A 19335-nucleotide genomic window follows, 5' to 3' on the forward strand; every position below is an offset into this window, starting at 1 on the left:
CGCAGGAATGTGCCAACTACTTCAAATCCTGCGGATATGACCCCGAGTAAAGTGGACGCGCTCTAGTTTGGTCTTGATAGGTATCGAACCTATGGCTCGTTCTCCAGGGCGGTGGATCGGCGGAAGGTCCGGCTGTGGAAAATCGACGGTCCTAGTCATTTTCGCCGACCACGTCTCCTGGGACGACGGCAACGTCGCTGCAGCCAATCGGAATTGACGACTATTGCTTATCGGGAAATCGACGAAGCGATCGACTGCGTGTGCGCGCCGATCGCCCGCAGCGGATCGTATTTCTTAACATAGTCGAGGTGTTGCGACAGAAAAAACCATTACGCAGGTCGCTATCGCAACCCTTAACCCCACTGATCGCTGTTTCAGTTGCCTGCCTAGGCGAAGCCACAAATCTGCGGCTTCCGAAGCTTTGTCTTGGCCGGATGAATAAAAAGCGAACCTCATTTCACGATTTTGTAAATCCTTCGATTGCCTGGACGGCAATGACGTAGCCGGTCGGCCCGAAGCCTGCCATAACGGCGGTCGCAGCCTTGGACACGAATGAATTGTGATAGTAGGCCTCGCGCCGGTGGATATTGGAGATATGGAGTTCGATGATAGGCCCCGGAAACATCTTCAATGCATCGAGGATCGCGATGGAGGTGAAGGTGAGTGCGGCCGGATTGATGATGATCCCAGTGGCGCCTTCATCTGTCGCCTCATGGATCCAGTTGACGATCTCACCTTCAAAATTCGATTGGTGGAATCGAAGGGGCCGGCTGCCTGCAACCTCCCGGCACATCGCCTCGATCTCGGCGAGCGTCGTCGTGCCGTAAATTTCAGGCTCGCGTTTTCCAAGACGGTTGAGATTGGGGCCGTTAAGGACGAAAATTGATCTGGTAGTGGACATGTTGGAGTTTCTTTCAGCCTTGATAGCCCAGGAGCCGGGGTAGCCAGAGTACCATTTCTGGGACGAAGGTGATGAGCGCGAGTGCGCCGGTCATGGCGAAGAGAAATGGGAGAACGTCTCTAACGAGATCCTTGATAGGAACATCGGCGATCCGCGTCATGACGAAGAGCAGGAGGCCATAGGGCGGCGTGATCAGACCCAGCATGATGTTGACCACGACGACCACGCCGAAATGGACGAGATCGATGCCGAGGGCCTGTGCCGTGGGAACGAGCACGGGCACCACGACGAGAAGGATCGTCGTGCCTTCCAACAGGCACCCAAGCAGCAGAAGCAGGATGTTGACAAGGATGAGATAGGCGGTCGGCGACAGCTCCCATTGCGTGAGCAATGTTTTTATGTCGTTAGGAACGTTTTCCACCGTCACGACGTAGTTGAAGACCAGCGCGCCGGCGATCAGCATGCCGATGGAAGCGCTGGTGCGGGCACTCGCCAACACCGATCTGTAGAAATCGCGAAAGCTCACGCTGCGGTAGAGCATCACGGAAATGATCAGAGCGTAGGCGGCCGCGATGGCTGCCGCTTCGGTCGGCGTAGTAACTCCGGTATAGATGCAGCCGAGCAGGACAACCGGCATCATCAGCGTCGGGAAAGCGCGCCAGGTGATACCCGGGAGATCGCGCAGGGGCGTGGGCTTTTCGACGGGGAGGTTTTCGCGGCGGGCGGCAACCACCACGATGATCATCTGCGCCAGGGCCATGAGAAGCCCCGGCACCACCCCGCCCAGAAAGAGATAGCCGATGGAGGCATCGGACACGAGCGCGTAGAGCACCATCGGGATCGAAGGCGGAATGATCGGCCCGATGACCGCGGTGGCGGCGGTCAGCGCTGCTGCGAAGCTTGCGCGATATTTGCCGTTGGCGGCCATCATGTTCTGCATCATCTTGCCGGTGCCGGCGGCATCGGCGATCGCCGAGCCAGACATGCCGGCGAAGATGATGCTCTGCAGGATATTGACGTGCGCCAGCCCACCCCGGAAGCGGCCTACCACCGCATCGCAGAATTTCAGGAGCCGTTCCGTCATGGAGCCGATGTTCATCAACTCGGCCGCAAGGATGAACAGAGGCACGGCGAGGATGATGTAGTTGGAATACATCCCGTTGAGGAGTTGCTCGGCCGCCGTGCCCATGTCGAGGCCGGCAAGCAAGAGGTAAAGGATTGAACCTCCAATCATTGAATGGCCTATCGGCAGGCCAAGGAAGGCAAGGATCGTGATCGCCACGATCGAGATCGAGAACGGACTGGCGAAGCTCATAATCCGGAACCTATCTTGGCGGGATCGAACTCCTGCGGCGCGGTGCCCCGCATGGCTCGCCAGCATAGCCAGATGTAGCGGATGATGACCGCCGCCACGAAGACGATGTAAATCGAGAAGAGCCAGTCGAAGCGTATCTTGAGATAGGCCGTGCGCTCCACGCGCATGAAGGCGACATAGTCGAGCGCGGCGGGAAACGAGATGCCGTAAAGCGCGATAAGGGAAAGGGATGAGACGATAAGCATGATGCGGCGCGCGCGTGGGCCCGCCGAAGCATGGATCAGGTCGAAGCGGATCTCCTCCTCCTCGCGAAGAACGAATGCCGCGCCCCAAAGCACCATCCAGATCCAGAGGACCACGCTGATCTCATTTGTCCAGCCGATCGGGAGGTTAAGGACATAGCGGAAGACGATCTGCAGCAGGAAGGCGGCGAACATAGCCGCGAGCATCGCCGCAAGCACATTCTCCACCCGCCGGTAAAGCCAACCGCCGAGGCTGTCTCTGGTCAATTTCATGGCCCCCTCCCAAGGGTATCAAAAGAAATAGATGAGCGCAGCGCGTGCGGCCTCAGCCCTAGAGCGCCGCGCGTCCAATTGGACGCGCAAAGGACGCTCTAGCACGTTGAAATGCTGCATAATTTTCTCCTTAAATCGAATTCGATTTAAGGAATTATGCAGTAACGCGCGGCGCTCTAAAACGAAGATTCAGAGCAAGATGTTAGCCAATTCAACTGCATCCTGCTCTGCGACGATCAGAGCGCGCTGATCTTCTCAACCATGCCCCGCGGCCAATCTTTCGCAAGATCCGATGCCAGGTATTTTTCCTGCGCATAGGTTCGGAACGTGTTGACATCGGGCTCATAGATTTTGAGCCCTTTTCCCCTAAAGAATTCGACGAGTTCGGCTTCGCGCGCGAGGTGCTTTTCTGTGCTGAAGTCGATGGCCGCATCGGCGGCAGCCTGGAAGTGCGCCTGCTTCTCCGCGCCCATCTCGTCCCAGACCTTCTTGGAGATGACGAGAAGATCGAAGCCCACCAGATGCGATGTAAGTACGATTTGCGACATCACCTCGTAGAATTTCATGTTCTCAATATTGGGCAGCGGATTGTCCTGGCCGTCGATCGCGCCCGTCTGAAGTCCGGTATAGACTTCGGCATAGGCCATCGGAACCGGATTGGCGCCGAGCGCCTGCCCCAGGAACTGCCACGCGTCGCCATTCGGCATGCGGAGCTTGATGCCGGCCATGTCGGCGGGGGTCTTTATAGACTTGTCCGTCTTCAGCCCCACCTGGCGTGTGCCGAAATAAGTCGGCCCAAGCACCCTGATTCCGAGCTGCTCCTCCGCCATTTTCTTCATCTCAGCGCCGGCATCGCTGTTGAAAAAGGCCTTGAGATGCGCGGCATCGCGGAAGAGATAGGCGGACGTCAGGATCGACCATGCCGGAATCTGCTTGGAGATGTCTTGCGGGGCGATGTTGCCCATCTCGAGATTACCGCGCTGGATCGCGACCAGCTCGGTCCCCTGCTTGAACAGGTTGCCGCCATAATAGCCCTCGAACGTGGAACTGTCCTTTATGGCATCGGCGAATTTCCGCATCATATCGGCCCGGATGTCCTGCTCCGAGAAGACCGCCGAGAAGCGCAGCTTTGGCTTATCCTGGGCAAAAGCGGGAAATGCCGCCGCAGTTGCCGCTACTCCGGTGCCGATCAGGAATTGCCGGCGGTTGGTGGTGATGGTCATGATATTCCTCCCTTTTCTCATGCTAAAAGTCCAAATGGTTAGAGCGCGTTGATCCTTTCGAGCATCCCCTCCGGCCAATCGTTCGAGAGGGACGATTCCAGGTATTTCTTGTTGGAATAGGCGCGAAACGCCTCGACATCCGGCGTGTAGACCACAAGGCCCTCCGACTTGAAGAAATCGATGAGCTCGGCCTCCTGCCGGATATACTGGGCATCGCTCCATTCGAACGCGGCCCTGGCAGCGTCCTGCATCTTCTTCTGCTGCTCCGGCGTCAGCGAATCGAAGAGCTTTGCGTTGATCAGCAGCAGGCCGAAGCCGACATTGTGCCCGGTCAGAACGATCTGATCCGTCACCTCGTAGAACTTCATCAGCTTGTCGTTTGGAAGCGGATTGTCCTGGGCATCGATCGCCCCGGTCTGTAAGCCCGTATAGACTTCCGCATAGTCCATGGCCACCGGATTGGCGCCGATCGATTCCCCTAGGAACTGCCATGCCTCACCGCCCGGCATGCGCAGCTTGATGCCTGCGAGATCCTCCGGCTTCTCGATTTTTTTGTCGCCCTTCAGATTGAGCTGGCGCGTGCCGTAGTAGGCAGGCGCCAGAATGACGACATCCATCTGCTCGCGCGCCATGCGCTTGAGCTCCTCACCGATATCGCTTTCGAAGATGGCCTTCAGGTGAGCGGGATCGCGCACGAGATAGGCAGCCGTCAGGATGCTGAAGGCAGGCACCTGTTTGGCGAAGTCCGATGGCGGCATCAGCGCCATCTCCAGATTGCCGCGCTGGACCGCAACAATCTCCGTGCCCTGTTTGTAGAGCGTGCTCCCGAGATAAGGCTCGAAGACAAAGTCATCACCGAGCTGCTTCGCGAAGATATCGACCAGGGCGACCGAGCGTGGCGCATCCGCGGTGGTGGAGTCGGCGAAGCGAAGCTTTATCGGCGCGGCATATGCCTGTCCCCCCACTGCCAACAAGCCGAGTGCAACGATGCCTGTGCTGAGCGCCCGTCTTATGTACGTCATGCCCATTATGTTTCCTCCCGTCATCCGAAGCGGTGCTCAGGAAGCCCCTGCCCCGCCCCCTCAATGGCAAAGACCGCGCCCGCCAAAGGCTCCGCCGCGCGTTGTTCCGGCGTCAGGAATTTGGTGGCGCTGGTCACGAACATCGTCTTGAAGTCTCTGCCTCCAAAGCAAAGGCAGGTTGGATTTGTGACCGGCAGCGCGATTGTGCGATCGACGATACCGTCGGGGCGATAGCGCACGAGCCGACCGCCGGCGAAGAAGGCTGTCCAGACGCAGCCGTCGATATCGACACACGCCCCGTCCGGGCGGTCACCCGTGCCCGTGTAATCCGCGAAGATGCGGCGATTGGTGATCACGCCATCGTCCAGATCAAGGTCGTAGGCGTAGCTCAGATGGCGGCGCGTATCGGTGAAATAGAGCGTCCGGCCATCCGGCGAGAAAGCGATCCCGTTGGAGACGATCACGCCCTCGGCCATCCGGTTCACAGTCCCATCCGGATCGATGCGGTAGAGGCGGCCGTTTCCACGATGGAGCTGATTGTCCATGGTGCCGACCCAAAAACGCCCTCGAACATCGACGCGACCGTCGTTCAAGCGATTGTCCAAACCGCTTTCAACGACCGCCAAAGGCGTCCTCTCACCGGTTTGCAAATCAAGTCCGTAGAGTTCCAGGCCGGCGGCGAGCAAACGCTTGCCGCTCTTTGTGAGCGCCTGTGTGCCGGCGAATCTGCCCGGGAGAGCGATAATCTCATGCTTTCCCGTCGCTGGATCATAAGCTTGCAGCTTTGGCTTTTCGATATCGAGCCACCACAGACGCTGCGTGTGTTCGCACCACAGAGGTGTCTCACCGAGCTGATCGCCCCCTGTGACCACGGCTTGCATAGAGTCATTGCCCAGATGCAGGTTCATGCGGCCGCCTCGAAGTGACTGGCCATGGCATTCATGTCCGCCGCCCGCCCGGTGAAAAGCTCGAAGGCGCGAACGGCTTGCCCGATGGCCATGCCGATGCCGGGAAGAACCTTGCAGTCGAGGCTGCCGGCGCGGCGCAGAAGCTCCGTCTCCGACGGGAAATAGACGATCTCCGCAACCCAATGGCGGGGCAGCAGAAGCCCGGCGGGAAAAGGAGTGCCAGGATATTTCGCCATGCCCATTGGTGTCGTGTTGACGAGACCGTCGGCGGTTGCGATCACCGTTCGCAGATCCGTCTCCACCCGGATCGCATCGCCTGCGATGGGCTTTAGATGCGCCGCGAGCTGGCCTGCCCGTTCAGCCTGGGGATCGACTATGCCCAAGTTCTTCACCCCGAGTCCGATCAGGGCATAGGCGACAGCGGCCCCTGCCCCGCCTGCCCCGAATTGAACCACACGATCGAGGGGAACACCTGCCATGCCCCGCCTGAAACTCTCAGTGAAGCCCCAGCAATCCGTGTTGTGGCCGATTGCCTTGCCATCATCGGCGAACACAACCGTGTTCACCGCCCCTATGGCGGACGCCTCAGCCGCGAGGTCGTCCAGACAGGATATGACCCGCTGCTTGAAGGGATGTGTCACATTCAGCCCGTTGAACCCGAGCTTGCGCGCTGCCGCAATGCATGCCGGCAAATCGTCGTCCGTCAGGTGCAGCCTGTCGAAGTCAATGAGTATATATGTGGACCGGAAGCCCAGACGCTCCGCCTCCCGCTCATGCATCATCGGCGTGCGGGATAGCTGGATGGAACGTCCGACCAAGCCGACAAGGATATCCGATCCGGACTGTCGCCTCTCGGCGACCAGTTTCCCAAGCGATACGGCTATCGATTGAACGATGTCGACCACGCCTCCTCCTCTTCCGCTCCCAAGCGCCGGCTTCGCGCCGGCGGCACGTGCTTGTGTTTTCCCGCGCTTCCCAGATAAATGAATCTGGCTCGCGATCTGCACTTTGTACGAAATAGTTAGTACACAGATTTCTGATGAAGACAAGGACGATTCGATGGCGACAAGCACCAATCAGCTAACGGCAACGGAAACCCGCAAGCGTCAGCAGGATCCAGAGGGCACGAAGCGCGACATTATTGAAACCGCGTCGAGGGAATTTGCGCTGAATGGCCTTTCCGGAGCACGGATCGACGAGATCGCCGCGCGGACCCGATCCAGCAAGCGCATGATCTATTACTATTTTGGCGACAAGGAAGGGCTCTATCTCAAGGCGCTGGAACATGCCTACCGCCTGGTTCGGGAAGGTGAGGCGCAACTCGACACCGAAGGATTGTCGCCGATCGAAGCGCTGAAACGCCTCGTGGAGTTCACCTTCGAGCATCATCACCAGCACGAGGAGTTTATCCGGATGGTGATGATCGAGAACATCCACCACGGCCAATATCTGGAAAAGTCGGAGGTGATCCGGGAAATGAATGTCACCGCCATCGACAATATCGCAGCGATCTACGAGCGCGGCGTCGTTGAAGGCGTCTTCCGTTCCGGCCTCGATCCCGTGGAACTGCATTGGCAGGTGAGCGCGCTCTGTTTTTTCAACGTCTCGAATCGCTCTACCTTCTCCAAGATTTTTGGGCGCGATTTCGGGGCCCAGGAAGCCCTGAACCGCCTGCGCGGGAATGCCGTGGACATGGTCCTACGCTTCGTCATCAAACCGGAGGCGATCACCCTCCTCGAAGACTCCGCGAATTGAAGACTCTGGGGGAATTGACTTGAGTTCCCGCCGCTGATCTATAATGTACGAACTAGTACGTTCATAGACTGGCGGAGTTTCTGCGGATGAAAACGTCCATTGCCACCGTTTCCATCAGCGGTGATCTCAAGGAGAAGCTCGCGGCGATCGCGGCAGCAGGGTTCGACGGCGTCGAAATCTTCGAGAACGATTTCCTCGCCTTCGACGGCACGCCGGCCGAAGTGGGCCGGATGGTTCGCGATCATGGGCTGGAGATCACGCTGTTTCAACCTTTCCGCGACTTCGAAGGCATGCCCGAACCGCAGCGATCACGAACATTCGACAGGGCCGAACGCAAGTTCGACCTCATGCAGGAACTGGGCACGAACCTGATGCTCATCTGCTCCAATGTTTCGCCCGTGTCGCTGGGCGGCATAGACCGAGCGGCAGCCGATTTCCGCGAGCTGGGAGAGCGTGCAGCCAAGCGCGGCCTGCGCGTCGGATACGAAGCCCTCGCCTGGGGGCGCCACATCAGCGATCATCGTGACGCGTGGGAGATCGTCCGGCGGGCGGACCATCCCAATATCGGGCTGATCCTGGATTCTTTCCATACGCTCGCCCGCCGCATCGACGTCGAGACGATCAGGGCCATTCCTGGCGACCGCATCTTCATCGTTCAACTCGCCGACGCACCGTTAATCGACATGGACCTGCTCTACTGGAGCCGCCACTTCCGCAACATGCCCGGTGAAGGCGATCTGCCGGTGGTCGACTTCATGCGTGCCGTGTCCGCAACCGGCTATGACGGGCCGCTCTCGCTCGAAATCTTCAACGACCAGTTCAGGGGCGGATCGCCCAAATCAATTTCGGTCGATGGCCGTCGCTCGCTCGTAAACCTGATGGATCAGGTTGCGCGCACGGAGCCGGATCTCAGGATCTCAGTTCCGGTGATGCCGGACCGCATTGCAGTCAACGGCGTCGAGTTCGTGGAGTTCGCCGCAAACGAGGCGGAAGCCGAGGAATTGGGTAGCCTGCTTTCAACCATGGGCTTCTCCCTGGCTGGGCGCCACCGCAGCAAGGATGTTGTCCTCTGGCGGCAAGGCGAAATCAACATCGTCGTCAATACCGAGAAGGAGGGCTTTGCGCATTCCTCCTACATCGTGCACGGGGCCAACGCCTACGCAATGGGCTTGAAGGTCGAGGACGCCTCCGCCACCGTTGCCCGCGCCAAAGCACTTGGCGCGGAAATGTTCGAACAGAGGCATGGCCCCGGCGAACTTGCCATTCCCGCCATCCGGGGCCTGGGAGGTGGTGTTATCTATTTCATCGACGGCAAAAGCGAACTTTCGCGCGTCTGGGAAATCGAATTCGGGCCTGTAAACGACTGTCATGAACGAGATGCAGGCCTAACCCGCATCGATCACGTCGCCCAGACCATGAACTATGAGGAAATGCTGACGTGGATTCTATTCTACACATCGATCTTCCGCACGAAGAAATCGTTGATGGTCGATGTGGTTGATCCGGCTGGGCTTGTGCGTAGCCAGGTCATCGAAAGCGAGGATGGCGCGCTCCGTCTGACCCTCAATGGTGCTGAAAACCGAAAGACGCTCGCTGGCCATTTCATAGCAGAACGCTTCGGTTCGTCCGTGCAGCACCTCGCCTTTGCCTGCAGCGATATTTTCGAAACTGCGCGTACGCTGAAAAGATTCGGTTTCCGCACGCTCGAAATCTCGTGCAACTACTACGACGACCTCGAAGCCCGTTTTGGACTTGAACATGTTTTTTGTAATCGGCTGCGTGCCGAAAACATTCTCTACGATCGCGATGGCGAAGACGAATATTTCCAGCTTTACAGCACGAACCACGGCGAAGGCTTCTTCTACGAGATCATCGAGCGCCGCGGCAATTATCGTGGCTATGGCGCAGTAAACGCGCCCTTCCGGATCGCAGCGCAGAAGCGATCCATGAGACCTTCGGGAATGCCAAAATTGTAGGGACCGTTGCCTCTTATCTCATTTGAGCGAAATGTTTCGGCGACTTAGACCTTTTCAAGCGCAACGGCGATGCCTTGGCCGACACCGATGCACATGGTAGCCAGCGCATATTTCCCGCCATGGAGCGAGAGTTCCAGCGCCGCCGTTCCGGCAATGCGTGCACCGGACATGCCAAGCGGGTGCCCCAGCGCGATGGCGCCGCCATTCGGATTGACGCGTTTGTCATCATCGGCAATTCCGAGCTCGCGCAGCACGGCAAGCCCCTGCGAAGCGAAAGCTTCATTCAGCTCGATCACGTCAAAAGCATTTGGCGCGATGCCGATGCGTGCGCATAGCTTCTTTGTAGCTGGAGCGGGTCCAATACCCATGATGCGCGGGGGAACGCCTGCAGCCGCACCGCCGATAATGCGGGCGATGGGCGTCAAGCCATATTTCCTCGCCGCCGCCTCCGAAGCGATGATGAGCGCTGCCGCGCCGTCATTGACGCCTGATGCATTGCCCGCCGTCACCGTACCGCCTTCGCGGAAGGGCGTGGGCAATCTGGCCAGCGTTTCAAGGCTGGTCGCGCGTGGATGCTCGTCCTTCTCGACGACAAGCGGATCGCCCTTGCGCTGTGGGATGGTGACCGGCACGATTTCCTTCGCCAGGCGGCCATTGGTCTGTGCGGCGGCGGCCTTTTCCTGGCTGCGCAACGCAAAAGCATCCTGATCCTGGCGGGAAATTTTGTAATCCTCGGCTACATTTTCACCGGTTTCCGGCATGGAATCGATGCCATACTGCTTTTTCATTAGCGGATTGATGAAGCGCCAGCCGATGGTGGTGTCGAAAATCTCCGCCTTGCGCGAGAATGCACTGTCCGCCTTCGGCATGGCGAGAGGCGCGCGGCTCATGCTTTCCACACCGCCGGCAATGATCAGATCCGCCTCGCCCGCCTTGATGGCGCGCGCGGCGGTGAGGACGGCATCCATGCCCGATCCGCAAAGGCGGTTGATCGTCGTGCCGGACACGCCAACCGGAAGCCCGGCAAGCAGCAGCGACATGCGCGCGACGTTGCGGTTGTCCTCGCCCGCCTGATTGGCACAGCCGGAGATCACATCATCAACGGCTTGCCAGTCAACCGATCTGTTGCGCTCCATCAAAGCCTTCAAAGGGAGCGCGCCGAGATCGTCCGCACGAACAGACGAGAGCACGCCACCATAGCGGCCTATCGGTGTGCGGACATAGTCGCAGATATAAGCTTCAGCCATATCAGCCTCACAATTCAGGAACGACAAGATCGGCAACAGGGCCATCGATATGGAGCTTTGCGCCTGTCATGGTCTGAAGCACTTCCAGCGGCATGGCGGCCAGTTTTTCGCGCAGGACAAAACGGCCTTTGTCGATGTCAATGACGGCATGGCTGGTGTAAACGCGCGTGATGCAGCCCAGCCCCGTTAACGGGAAGGTGCATCGTTCCACCAGCTTCGGCTCTCCATTCCTGGTTACGTGTTCGGTGATAACCACGACCTGCTTGGCGCCGTGCACAAGGTCCATTGCGCCGCCAACCGCCGGAACACCTCTTGCGCCCACGCGCCAATTGGCAAGATCGCCGTTCTGGGCCACCTGATAGGCCCCGAGGATTGCCACATCGAGGTGACCGCCGCGCACCATGGCGAAGCTGTCGGCATGGTGGAAGAAGGAGGCGCCTGGCTTCAGCGTCACCGCTTTTTTGCCGGCATTGATCAGGTCCCAGTCCTCCTCGCCTTCGAGCGGCGCTTCCCCGAAATCCAGGATGCCGTTTTCAGTATGGAAAATCGCCTCCCGACCCGCTGGCTGGTAACGGGCAACCATTTCAGGAAAACCGATGCCAAGGTTCACATAGGCGCCGTCGGCGATATCCTGCGCGGCGCGCCAGGCAATCTGGGCATTGGAAAGCTTGATGTCCTCACTTGTATCGACGGTCATGCGTAAGCCACTCCTGCCCGGATGAGTTCTTCTTCCTGTTGCGGGTTTGCGACTTCAACGACCCGATCAACGAAGATGCCGGGGGTGATGACGTTCTCGGGCTCAATGGCGCCAAGTGGCACGATCTGAGACACCTGCACGATGGTCCTGGCAGCCGCCATGCACATCAATGGATTGAAATTGCGCGCCGCCATTCGATAGCTGAGATTGCCGTGGGTATCGCCGATATGGGCTTTGATCAGCGCAAAATCCGCCTTCAGCCAGCGCTCCTGTACATAGGGACGGCCGTCGAACTCGGCGATGACTTTGCCCTCAGCCAGTTCGGTGCCATAGGCTGTGGGCGTATAGAAAGCAGGGATGCCCGCACCGCCGGCGCGGATGCGCTCAGCGAGCGTTCCCTGCGGCACCAGCTCGAGCTCGATCTCTCCGGCAAGATATTTATCCGTGAACGCGCGCGGATCGGAAGAACGCGGAAACGAGCAGATCATCTTGCCCACCATGCCCGCATCGATCATCGCGGCAATGCCGATGCGTCCATTGCCGGCATTGTTGTTGATGACCGTCAGGTTTTTCGGTCTTTTGTCGATCAGGGCATGAATGAGCTCGACCGGCGCGCCGGAGCCGCCGAAGCCGCCAATCATGACGGTAGCGCCATCGCCGATTTCGGCGACTGCCTCAGTCAGACTTCCGATTGTTTTGTCCAAGGATACCTCCATGCCGGCCAGAAGGCACAAGGCCGAATTCCAACGTCAACCGGAGTTAGCCAGCCAATTTCGCCATGGTCAATAATATTGTGCGTTATTTGACTTTTGTTCAATTATCGCACAAATTGAATCTGCCGAAAAGGAGGGACACATGCGCGAGACGGATTTTGTCGGCGGGTTTGCCAAGGGATTGCGGGTAATCGAAGCCTTTGGCGAGGATAAGCCACGCCTTTCCATTGCCGAGGTATCGAAGATCACCGGCCTCGACCGGGCAACGGCGCGTCGATGCCTGCTCACACTCGCAGAGCTCGGTTACGCCGAATATGATGGCAAGTTCTTCATGCTGCTGCCGAAGATCCTGCGACTGGGCCATGCCTATCTCTCAGCCACGCCATTGCCCACAATCATGCAGCCGCATCTCGATCGCCTCTCCGATGCGGTCGGCGAAAGCGCCTCTGCTTCGGTGCTCGACGGGACAGAAATCGTCTATATAGCCCGTGCCGCGCAGATGCGCGTCATGTCGATCAATCTGATGGCCGGAAGCCGCCTGCCCGCCTATTGCGCCTCGATGGGACGTGTGCTTCTCGCGTGGCTCGATGAAGCAGAGGCTCGCTCCGTGCTGGAGCGCACTGAACTGAAGCCGCGCACCCCCTTCACCAGAACCGAACCCGGCCAACTGATCGAAGAATTACGGCGCATCCGCGCGCAAGGCTATGCGATCAACGATCAGGAACTGGAACTTGGGCTGCGCTCCATCGCCGTGCCTGTCTTCAATCACCGCGGTATGGTGGTTGCCGCGCTGAATCTCGGCGCGCCGGCTGCGCATGTGGAGATCAGTGATCTCCTCGAGCGCATGCTGCCCGCGATGCTGAAAGTACAATCGGAATTGCGCGCCATGCTGCAATGAGGCACGGCCTCGCAGTATCTGGTTGAAGCGACAGTTCAGTGGCCCGAGCATTGCCAGACAAGCGCGTCTAAAGAATAAAACGGAACAGTTGTCGGGAGGGAAATCATGCGGACCAAAGTTGCGATCATCGGCTCCGGGCCTGCGGGCCTGCTTCTGAGCCAATTATTATCCAGGACCGGGATCGACAACATCATTCTGGACCGCGTGAGCGAGGACTATATTCTTGGCCGTGTGCGCGCCGGTGTTCTGGAAGAAGGCACTGTCCGCCTGATGGACGAGGCTGGTGCGTCGGACCGCCTACATCGCGACGGATTGCCGCATGATGGCTTTTCGCTGGCCTTCGAGGGTCGCGATCATCGGATCGATCTGCATCGCCTGACCGGCAAGCGCGTCACGGTCTATGGCCAGACCGAACTGACCCACGACCTGATGGAGGAACGGCGCAAGGCCGGAACCATCGGCATCTACGATGCAGCGAATGTGATGCCGCACGATTTCGATACGGACACACCCTATGTCACCTACGAGAAGGACGGTGTCTCGCACCGGATCGATTGCGACTATATCGCCGGCTGCGACGGCTATCATGGCATCAGCCGAAAAGCCGTACCTGAAAGCGCCACAACGACCTACGAAAAACTGTACCCTTTCGGCTGGCTCGGGCTTCTGACCGAAACTCCACCGGTCGATCACGAGTTGATCTATGCCAACCACGAGCGCGGCTTTGCCCTGTGCTCCATGCGCTCGCCGACGCGCAGCCGCTATTACCTCCAGTGCGCGCTCGACGAGAAGGTCGAGGAATGGAGCGACGAGCGCTTTTACGACGAACTGCGCCGCCGCTTGCCGGATCACCACGCGCAAGCAATGGCGACAGGTCCTTCGTTTGAAAAGTCGATAGCGCCGTTGCGTTCCTTCGTGGTGGAGCCCATGCGTTTTGGAAACCTCTTCCTGGTTGGCGATGCCGCACACATCGTCCCTCCCACAGGCGCCAAAGGCCTCAATCTCGCGGCCAGCGATGTGCATTACCTGTTCGAAGGACTAAGAGAACACTATCTCGATAAATCCGCAGCCGGTCTGGCCGCATATTCAAGACGCGCTTTGGCCCGCATTTGGAAAGCCGAACGCTTCTCCTGGTCAATGACAAAACTACTGCATCGCTTTCCGGATATGGGCCCCTTTGACCAAAGGGTTCAGGAAGCCGAACTTGACTATATCAGCGGCTCGAAAGCGGCTTCGACGGCTTTGGCCGAAAATTATGTTGGTTTGCCATTTTTATAGTCCAGATCTCACGCGACAGAGCCACCTTTCAGGTGCCTCGCCGTGTTCCATTTATGCCAGCCGGCACTCCGGCCGCTTGGCGTATGGTTTGCACGAGAATCTGCATGGCCGCCGATTGGATCGTGTCCGTCCGCATGGTAAGTCCGACCGGCCCGGTCGTTTCACTCGTATCGATTGGCAGGCCGACAAGCTTGCCTTCCGCTACATCTCGGGCGCCAACGCCTTCAGAAATGATCCAGACAGCATCGCTGTCGCGGACAAAGGCCCTGCCAAAAGTGTCGGAAACGGTTTCGATCTGCGTTGGCAGGGAACCGATGCCATTGGTGATCAACAGCCGCTCGACAAATGGACGAATGACCGAATTCCGGGTCGGCATAAGAACGGGGTAGTCAGCCAGGCGATCGAAAACAGCGCCGCCATCGGTCAGCGGATGGCCCGCTCTTACCAGGAACCGCACCTGCTCCGAGTAAAGATGCTCGAACGAGAAGCCTGTCATTTTTTCCGGCGCGGCCAGACGGCCCACCACGAGGTCGAGATCTCCCATCCGCAATTGATCCAAAAGGACCGCATTTTCGCCAGTCACTATTTTCACGCGGCTGCCGGTTTTCTCTTCCAGGAACAGGCTCATTGCCTTCGGCATAATGCGGCTTGAAACCGTCGGTAGCGCTCCAATGCGGACAGGCGGACCGGAACCGTCCAGTTCCTGAGAAACGGAGTCCAGCCCTTGACGCAGGGCGGCCAGCGCTGTCCCAGCATGGCGGAGAAACACTTCGCCGTAGCGCGTAACCCTGATGCCACGGCCGTCGCGCTCCAGAACGCAAACACCGAGAATTTCCTCAAGTTCACGTATCGTTTTGGTGACCGCCGGCTGGCTTATATTCAAGATCTTCGAAGCTTTCATCACGCTCTTCTGCCGCGCCACTTCAACGAATGTGTGCAGGTGGCGAAACTTTATCCTGTTTCCGATCACGCTTTTTATAACCTATGAGTTATGAATTACACCAAGATTATCATTTTACTTAACCGGATGAAAGCGCAAGAGTGTCTTCCCAAGAGGGAGAAAGCCGTGCTGTTTGCCGAGATAAACGACATCGTTCTTCACTATGATTTGCGATCGGGCGGGAAAGAGAAACCCGTTCTCGTTTTCATCAATTCGCTCGGAACCGATTTCCGCATATGGAATGACGTCAGGGCTCGGCTTGGCTATGATTTCACCACATTGGTTTATGACAAGCGTGGACACGGTCTCTCCGACATCGGCGAAACGCCCTATACCATCGAGCTTCTGGCGCAGGACCTGATCGCGCTTCTTGAAAAGCTGTCCATTCGCCGCGCCGTTCTATGCGGCCTGTCAGTCGGCGGGTTGATCGCACAGGGCGTCTATACCGCGCGGCCCGATCTGGTGGCCGGTCTTGTTCTTTCCAACACCGCGCACAAGATCGGCACGGCGGAGATGTGGAACGCCCGCATCGATACGATCATGGAATACGGTCTTGCCAGCATTCTCGATGCCACCATGCCGCGCTGGTTCACGGCGGATTATCGCAAGCCGGACAATGCCGCCTATCGTGGCTACCGCAACATGTTCGTCCGCCAGCCGCTCGACGGCTATGCCGCCACCTGCGCGGCCCTGCGCGATGCCGATTTTACCGATGCGGCAAAAAGGATAGCCATACCCGTCCTTTGCATCGCCGGGGATCAGGACGGCGCGACACCGTCTGCTCTCGTGCAAGAGCTCGCCAGCCTCATTTCCGGCGTACGCTTTGCGGAGATTCCGGGCAGCGGTCACATTCCATGCGTCGAACAGCCCGACGCCTACACCGCGCTGTTGCGCGACTTCCTCTCACTTGAGCCTCTTGCACGGAGAATAATTCATGGCTGAAAATGCCGTGCCGTCCGAACGCTACCAGCTTGGCATGAGCGTACGTCGTTCCGTTCTGGGCGATGCCCATGTGGACCGGGCATCGAATGCCGCAACCGAATTTGATGCGCCCTTCCAGCAGTTCATAACCGAGGCGGCATGGGGTTCGGTTTGGGCACGTCCGGGCTGGACCAAGCGCGAGCGTTCGATTGTAACGATAGCGCTTCTGGCGGCGCTGGGCCAGTACGAGGAAATCGCCATGCATATTCGCGCTACGCAGAATACGGGCGCAACCAGGGAGGACATCTGCGAGGCGTTGATGCATGTCGCGATCTATGCCGGCGTTCCGGCATCGAACCACGCGTTCAAGATCGCCAAGCAAACCTACGCGGAGATGGATAGGGAGAAAGCAAAAGATGAAGAATAGTCAGCCGGAAACGAGTCCCTTTTTCGCTCGTGATCATTCGATGCATCCACCGGCTTATACGCCGGGATACAAGACATCGGTGCTCCGCTCTCCGACCCGTGCCCTGCTTTCGCTCGAAGGCACGAAAAGCGAGATCACCGGCCCGGTCTTCGGGCATAATATGCTGCACGAGCTCGATAATGACCTGATACTCAATTATGCGCGCCCTGGCGAAATGCCTATCGGCCCGCGCATTCTGGTGCATGGCCGTGTGCTCGATGAACGGAACAATCCTGTTCCCGGCGCGCTTCTTGAATTCTGGCAAGCCAATGCCGGCGGCAGATACCGCCACAAGAAAGAAACATACCTCGCGGCCATCGATCCAAATTTCGGCGGTGTCGGCCGCACGATCACCGACGAGAACGGCTGTTACTGGTTCAAGACAATCCAGCCCGGTCCATATCCATGGCCGAACGGCGTCAATGACTGGCGTCCGGCGCATATTCATTTTTCCATCTTCGGGCACGGCTTCGCGCAGCGCCTCATCACGCAGATGTATTTCGAGGGCGATCCGCTGATCTGGCGCTGCCCTATCGTGAAAGCCATTCCGGACAAATCGGCAATCGAACGCCTTGTTGCATCGCTCGATATGAACGCCACCGTGCCAATGGATATGCTCGCCTACAAATTCGACATCGTCCTGCGCGGTCGCCGCTCCACATTGTTTGAAAACCGTCCGGAGGGCAACTGACATGGTGCAGCCGCTCGGCTACCTCAAAGAGACTGCATCCCAGACCGCCGGTCCCTATGTCCATATCGGACTGACGCCGAACTTCGTCGGCATCAACGGCGTATTCGCAGAGGATCTGGGTTCCGGCCCGCTTTATAATGACGGGGTCCTCGGCGAACGCATCACGATAAAGGGCCGCGTCATCGATGGCGCGGGTGCTCCCTTGCGCGACGCGCTCGTCGAAATCTGGCAGGCCGATGCCAAAGGACTCTATAACAGTCCGTCTGAAATCGGCGGCAGGGCCGATCCGAACTTCCGCGGCTGGGGCCGCTGTCCAAGCGATATGGGAACTGGCGAATTCGTCTTCGAGACCATCAAGCCGGGTCGCGTTCCGTTCAAGAATGGACGGCTCATGGCGCCGCATGTCACCTTGTGGATCGTAGCACGAGGCATTAATCTCGGCCTGCAAACGCGGATGTATTTCTCCGACGACGAAGCTGCCAATGCGGAAGATCCGGTTCTCGCGCGCATCGAGCACCGGGTGCGCATGCAAACCCTTATCGGAATGCGGGAAGGCGATGTCTACCATTTCGACATTCACTTGCAGGGCGAGAATGAAACCGTTTTTTTTGATATCTGAACCATGAGTATTTCGGTTTTCGAACACCCGTTCCTGGCAGGACTTTTCGGTCAGGACGAAGAGATCGCGGGTCTTTTCACCGCTTCCGCCGATATTGCCGCTATGCTTCGATTTGAGGCTGTATTGGCGAATGCCCAGGCCTCGCTCGGGCTCATCCCTGCCGAGGCTGCAAACAGGATCGCCAACGCCGCAGGGACATTCGCGCCGGACATGGTTGCCTTGCAGCGTGCCACGACACGCGACGGCGTCATCCTTCCCTCTCTGATGAGCCAACTCCGCGATGACGTCGGCGTGGAATTTGCCAGCCATGTGCATTTCGGCGCCACCAGCCAGGATGCTATCGATACGAGCCTCGTTATAAGGCTGAAACGCGTCAGCCAGATCCTGTCTGACCGGATACAGCAACTCTGCGGCAAGTTGGGCCGGCTCGATGCGAGATTCGGCAACAACGGCCTGACCGCCCATACGCGTATGCAACCTGCCATTCCGACAAGGGTGGCTGATCGCATTGCAAGCTGGCGCGCACCGCTGGAGGATTATCAGGAACGCCTTGCAGCGCTTCATTTCCCGGTTCAATTCGGCGGAGCGGCGGGAACGCTGGAGAAATTGGGGAACCAGGGTGCCAGGCTTCGCAAGGAACTGGCAAAGCAACTCGATCTTATCGACAAACCGCAATGGCACAATCAACGCGCATTCATTGCCGATTTCGGCAATCTCTTGTCGCTCATATCGGGTAGCCTCGGCAAATTCGGCCAGGACATTGCGCTTGCGGCCCAGATCGGAACGGAGCTCTCTCTTGCGGGCGGCGGCGGTTCGTCGGCCATGCCGCACAAGCAGAATCCGGTCATGGCGGAGGTTCTGGTCAGTCTGGCGCGGTTCAACTCTGTCCACATTTCGGGGCTGCATCAGGCCATGGTGCATGAGCAGGAGCGCTCAGGTTCGGCATGGATGCTCGAATGGATGATCTTGCCACAGATGGTCGCCACAACCGGCGGCGCGCTCAATCTGGCATTGGCTCTCGCCGACAACGTCGTCTGCATCGGCACGGCCCCCGAAACATGACCGTTCGGGTATCGATTACAATTTCATTCAAATGTGGTCGTTGGAGTCCGTTAGAAATGGTCAGGCCGGCATCGGAGCCAAGGGGAGAGCGTGGTGCTGACTTTGCGACAGATCGAGGTGATCTGGACTTGCTTCGGAAAAGTGGAGAGGCATTTTCAGATTATGCGGCCAGTCTCTCGAACTGTGCG

19 protein-coding genes and 1 pseudogene are annotated in these 19335 nt (G+C 58.4%); 9 read left to right on the forward strand and 11 right to left on the reverse strand.

Features of this window, described 5'->3' with window-relative positions:
- Positions 1 to 457: 457 nt before the first annotated feature.
- The 7 genes from IEX53_RS22620 to IEX53_RS22650 all read right to left on the reverse strand — a co-directional run bounded on the left by IEX53_RS22620 (position 458) and on the right by IEX53_RS22650 (position 6789).
- On the reverse strand, positions 458 to 901 hold the full coding sequence (locus IEX53_RS22620; RefSeq protein WP_188826441.1) for a type II 3-dehydroquinate dehydratase: 444 nt from the start codon (positions 899 to 901) through the stop codon (positions 458 to 460).
- A gap of 13 nt (positions 902 to 914) precedes the next feature.
- Entirely contained in the window at positions 915 to 2216 is a 1302-nt protein-coding gene (locus tag IEX53_RS22625) for a TRAP transporter large permease (protein WP_188826442.1), read from the reverse strand.
- Positions 2213 to 2731: a TRAP transporter small permease gene (locus tag IEX53_RS22630; protein ID WP_188826443.1), complete on the reverse strand. Its 519-nt coding sequence runs from the start codon at positions 2729 to 2731 to the stop codon at positions 2213 to 2215. Before IEX53_RS22630 ends, IEX53_RS22625 begins: the two co-directional genes overlap by 4 nt.
- 236 nt (positions 2732 to 2967) lie before the next feature.
- Positions 2968 to 3954 (reverse strand): TRAP transporter substrate-binding protein DctP, encoded by a 987-nt coding sequence (gene dctP, locus IEX53_RS22635; RefSeq protein ID WP_188826444.1) that lies wholly within the window; start codon positions 3952 to 3954, stop codon positions 2968 to 2970.
- 38 nt (positions 3955 to 3992) lie between these two features.
- A complete protein-coding gene (locus IEX53_RS22640) occupies positions 3993 to 4976 on the reverse strand; it encodes a sialic acid TRAP transporter substrate-binding protein SiaP (protein ID WP_188826445.1) in 984 nt (327 codons plus the stop codon).
- A gap of 20 nt (positions 4977 to 4996) precedes the next feature.
- The gene (locus IEX53_RS22645) at positions 4997 to 5884 is read right to left on the reverse strand and encodes an SMP-30/gluconolactonase/LRE family protein (RefSeq protein WP_188826446.1); all 888 of its coding nucleotides are present in this window, start codon (positions 5882 to 5884) and stop codon (positions 4997 to 4999) included.
- On the reverse strand, positions 5881 to 6789 hold the full coding sequence (locus tag IEX53_RS22650) for a shikimate dehydrogenase (RefSeq protein ID WP_236016336.1): 909 nt from the start codon (positions 6787 to 6789) through the stop codon (positions 5881 to 5883). Before IEX53_RS22650 ends, IEX53_RS22645 begins: the two co-directional genes overlap by 4 nt.
- 154 nt (positions 6790 to 6943) lie before the next feature.
- On the opposite strand from IEX53_RS22650, the gene IEX53_RS22655 reads away from it, so the two are divergent.
- Positions 6944 to 7639 (forward strand): TetR/AcrR family transcriptional regulator, encoded by a 696-nt coding sequence (locus IEX53_RS22655; RefSeq protein ID WP_188826447.1) that lies wholly within the window; start codon positions 6944 to 6946, stop codon positions 7637 to 7639.
- Between the two features lie 86 nt (positions 7640 to 7725).
- On the forward strand, positions 7726 to 9615 hold the full coding sequence (locus tag IEX53_RS22660; RefSeq protein ID WP_188826448.1) for a bifunctional sugar phosphate isomerase/epimerase/4-hydroxyphenylpyruvate dioxygenase family protein: 1890 nt from the start codon (positions 7726 to 7728) through the stop codon (positions 9613 to 9615).
- Positions 9616 to 9659: 44 nt separating this feature from the next.
- Here the strand turns inward: IEX53_RS22660 and pcaF are convergent, their stop codons facing one another.
- From pcaF to IEX53_RS22675, 3 genes are read right to left on the reverse strand one after another with little or no spacing between them, the layout of a single operon-like run.
- Complete coding sequence (gene pcaF, locus IEX53_RS22665; protein WP_188826449.1) at positions 9660 to 10862, reverse strand: 3-oxoadipyl-CoA thiolase; 1203 nt, start codon at positions 10860 to 10862, stop codon at positions 9660 to 9662.
- Positions 10863 to 10869: 7 nt separating this feature from the next.
- Positions 10870 to 11559, reverse strand: coding sequence for a 3-oxoacid CoA-transferase subunit B (locus tag IEX53_RS22670; protein WP_188826450.1), 690 nt, complete (start codon positions 11557 to 11559; stop codon positions 10870 to 10872).
- Positions 11556 to 12263 (reverse strand): 3-oxoacid CoA-transferase subunit A, encoded by a 708-nt coding sequence (locus IEX53_RS22675; protein WP_188826451.1) that lies wholly within the window; start codon positions 12261 to 12263, stop codon positions 11556 to 11558. Before IEX53_RS22675 ends, IEX53_RS22670 begins: the two co-directional genes overlap by 4 nt.
- 151 nt (positions 12264 to 12414) lie before the next feature.
- Between IEX53_RS22675 and IEX53_RS22680 the strand changes: the two genes are divergently transcribed.
- Both IEX53_RS22680 and pobA read left to right on the forward strand, forming a co-directional pair.
- Positions 12415 to 13170 (forward strand): IclR family transcriptional regulator, encoded by a 756-nt coding sequence (locus IEX53_RS22680; protein WP_188826452.1) that lies wholly within the window; start codon positions 12415 to 12417, stop codon positions 13168 to 13170.
- Between the two features lie 105 nt (positions 13171 to 13275).
- Complete coding sequence (gene pobA, locus IEX53_RS22685; protein WP_188826453.1) at positions 13276 to 14448, forward strand: 4-hydroxybenzoate 3-monooxygenase; 1173 nt, start codon at positions 13276 to 13278, stop codon at positions 14446 to 14448.
- A 28-nt stretch (positions 14449 to 14476) separates the two neighbouring features.
- On the opposite strand, the gene pcaQ is transcribed toward pobA, so the two are convergent.
- Positions 14477 to 15418: a pca operon transcription factor PcaQ gene (pcaQ, locus tag IEX53_RS22690; protein WP_188826454.1), complete on the reverse strand. Its 942-nt coding sequence runs from the start codon at positions 15416 to 15418 to the stop codon at positions 14477 to 14479.
- Between the two features lie 96 nt (positions 15419 to 15514).
- Here pcaQ and pcaD point away from each other — a divergent pair.
- The 5 genes and pseudogenes from pcaD (at position 15515) to IEX53_RS22715 (ending at position 19147) form a co-directional block, all read left to right on the forward strand.
- Positions 15515 to 16319: pseudogene (pcaD, locus tag IEX53_RS22695) on the forward strand (3-oxoadipate enol-lactonase).
- Between the two features lie 3 nt (positions 16320 to 16322).
- Positions 16323 to 16736: a 4-carboxymuconolactone decarboxylase gene (pcaC, locus tag IEX53_RS22700; protein WP_188826456.1), complete on the forward strand. Its 414-nt coding sequence runs from the start codon at positions 16323 to 16325 to the stop codon at positions 16734 to 16736.
- Positions 16726 to 17466, forward strand: coding sequence for a protocatechuate 3,4-dioxygenase subunit beta (gene pcaH / locus IEX53_RS22705; RefSeq protein WP_188826457.1), 741 nt, complete (start codon positions 16726 to 16728; stop codon positions 17464 to 17466). Before pcaC ends, pcaH begins: the two co-directional genes overlap by 11 nt.
- Before the next feature lies 1 nt (position 17467).
- The gene (gene pcaG, locus IEX53_RS22710) at positions 17468 to 18085 is read left to right on the forward strand and encodes a protocatechuate 3,4-dioxygenase subunit alpha (protein WP_188826458.1); all 618 of its coding nucleotides are present in this window, start codon (positions 17468 to 17470) and stop codon (positions 18083 to 18085) included.
- 3 nt (positions 18086 to 18088) lie between these two features.
- A complete protein-coding gene (locus IEX53_RS22715; protein WP_188826459.1) occupies positions 18089 to 19147 on the forward strand; it encodes a 3-carboxy-cis,cis-muconate cycloisomerase in 1059 nt (352 codons plus the stop codon).
- Positions 19148 to 19335 lie beyond the last annotated feature (188 nt).

Origin of the sequence: Paramesorhizobium endophyticum (assembly GCF_014640615.1) — a bacterium.
Lineage (GTDB): Bacteria > Pseudomonadota > Alphaproteobacteria > Rhizobiales > Rhizobiaceae > Paramesorhizobium > Paramesorhizobium endophyticum.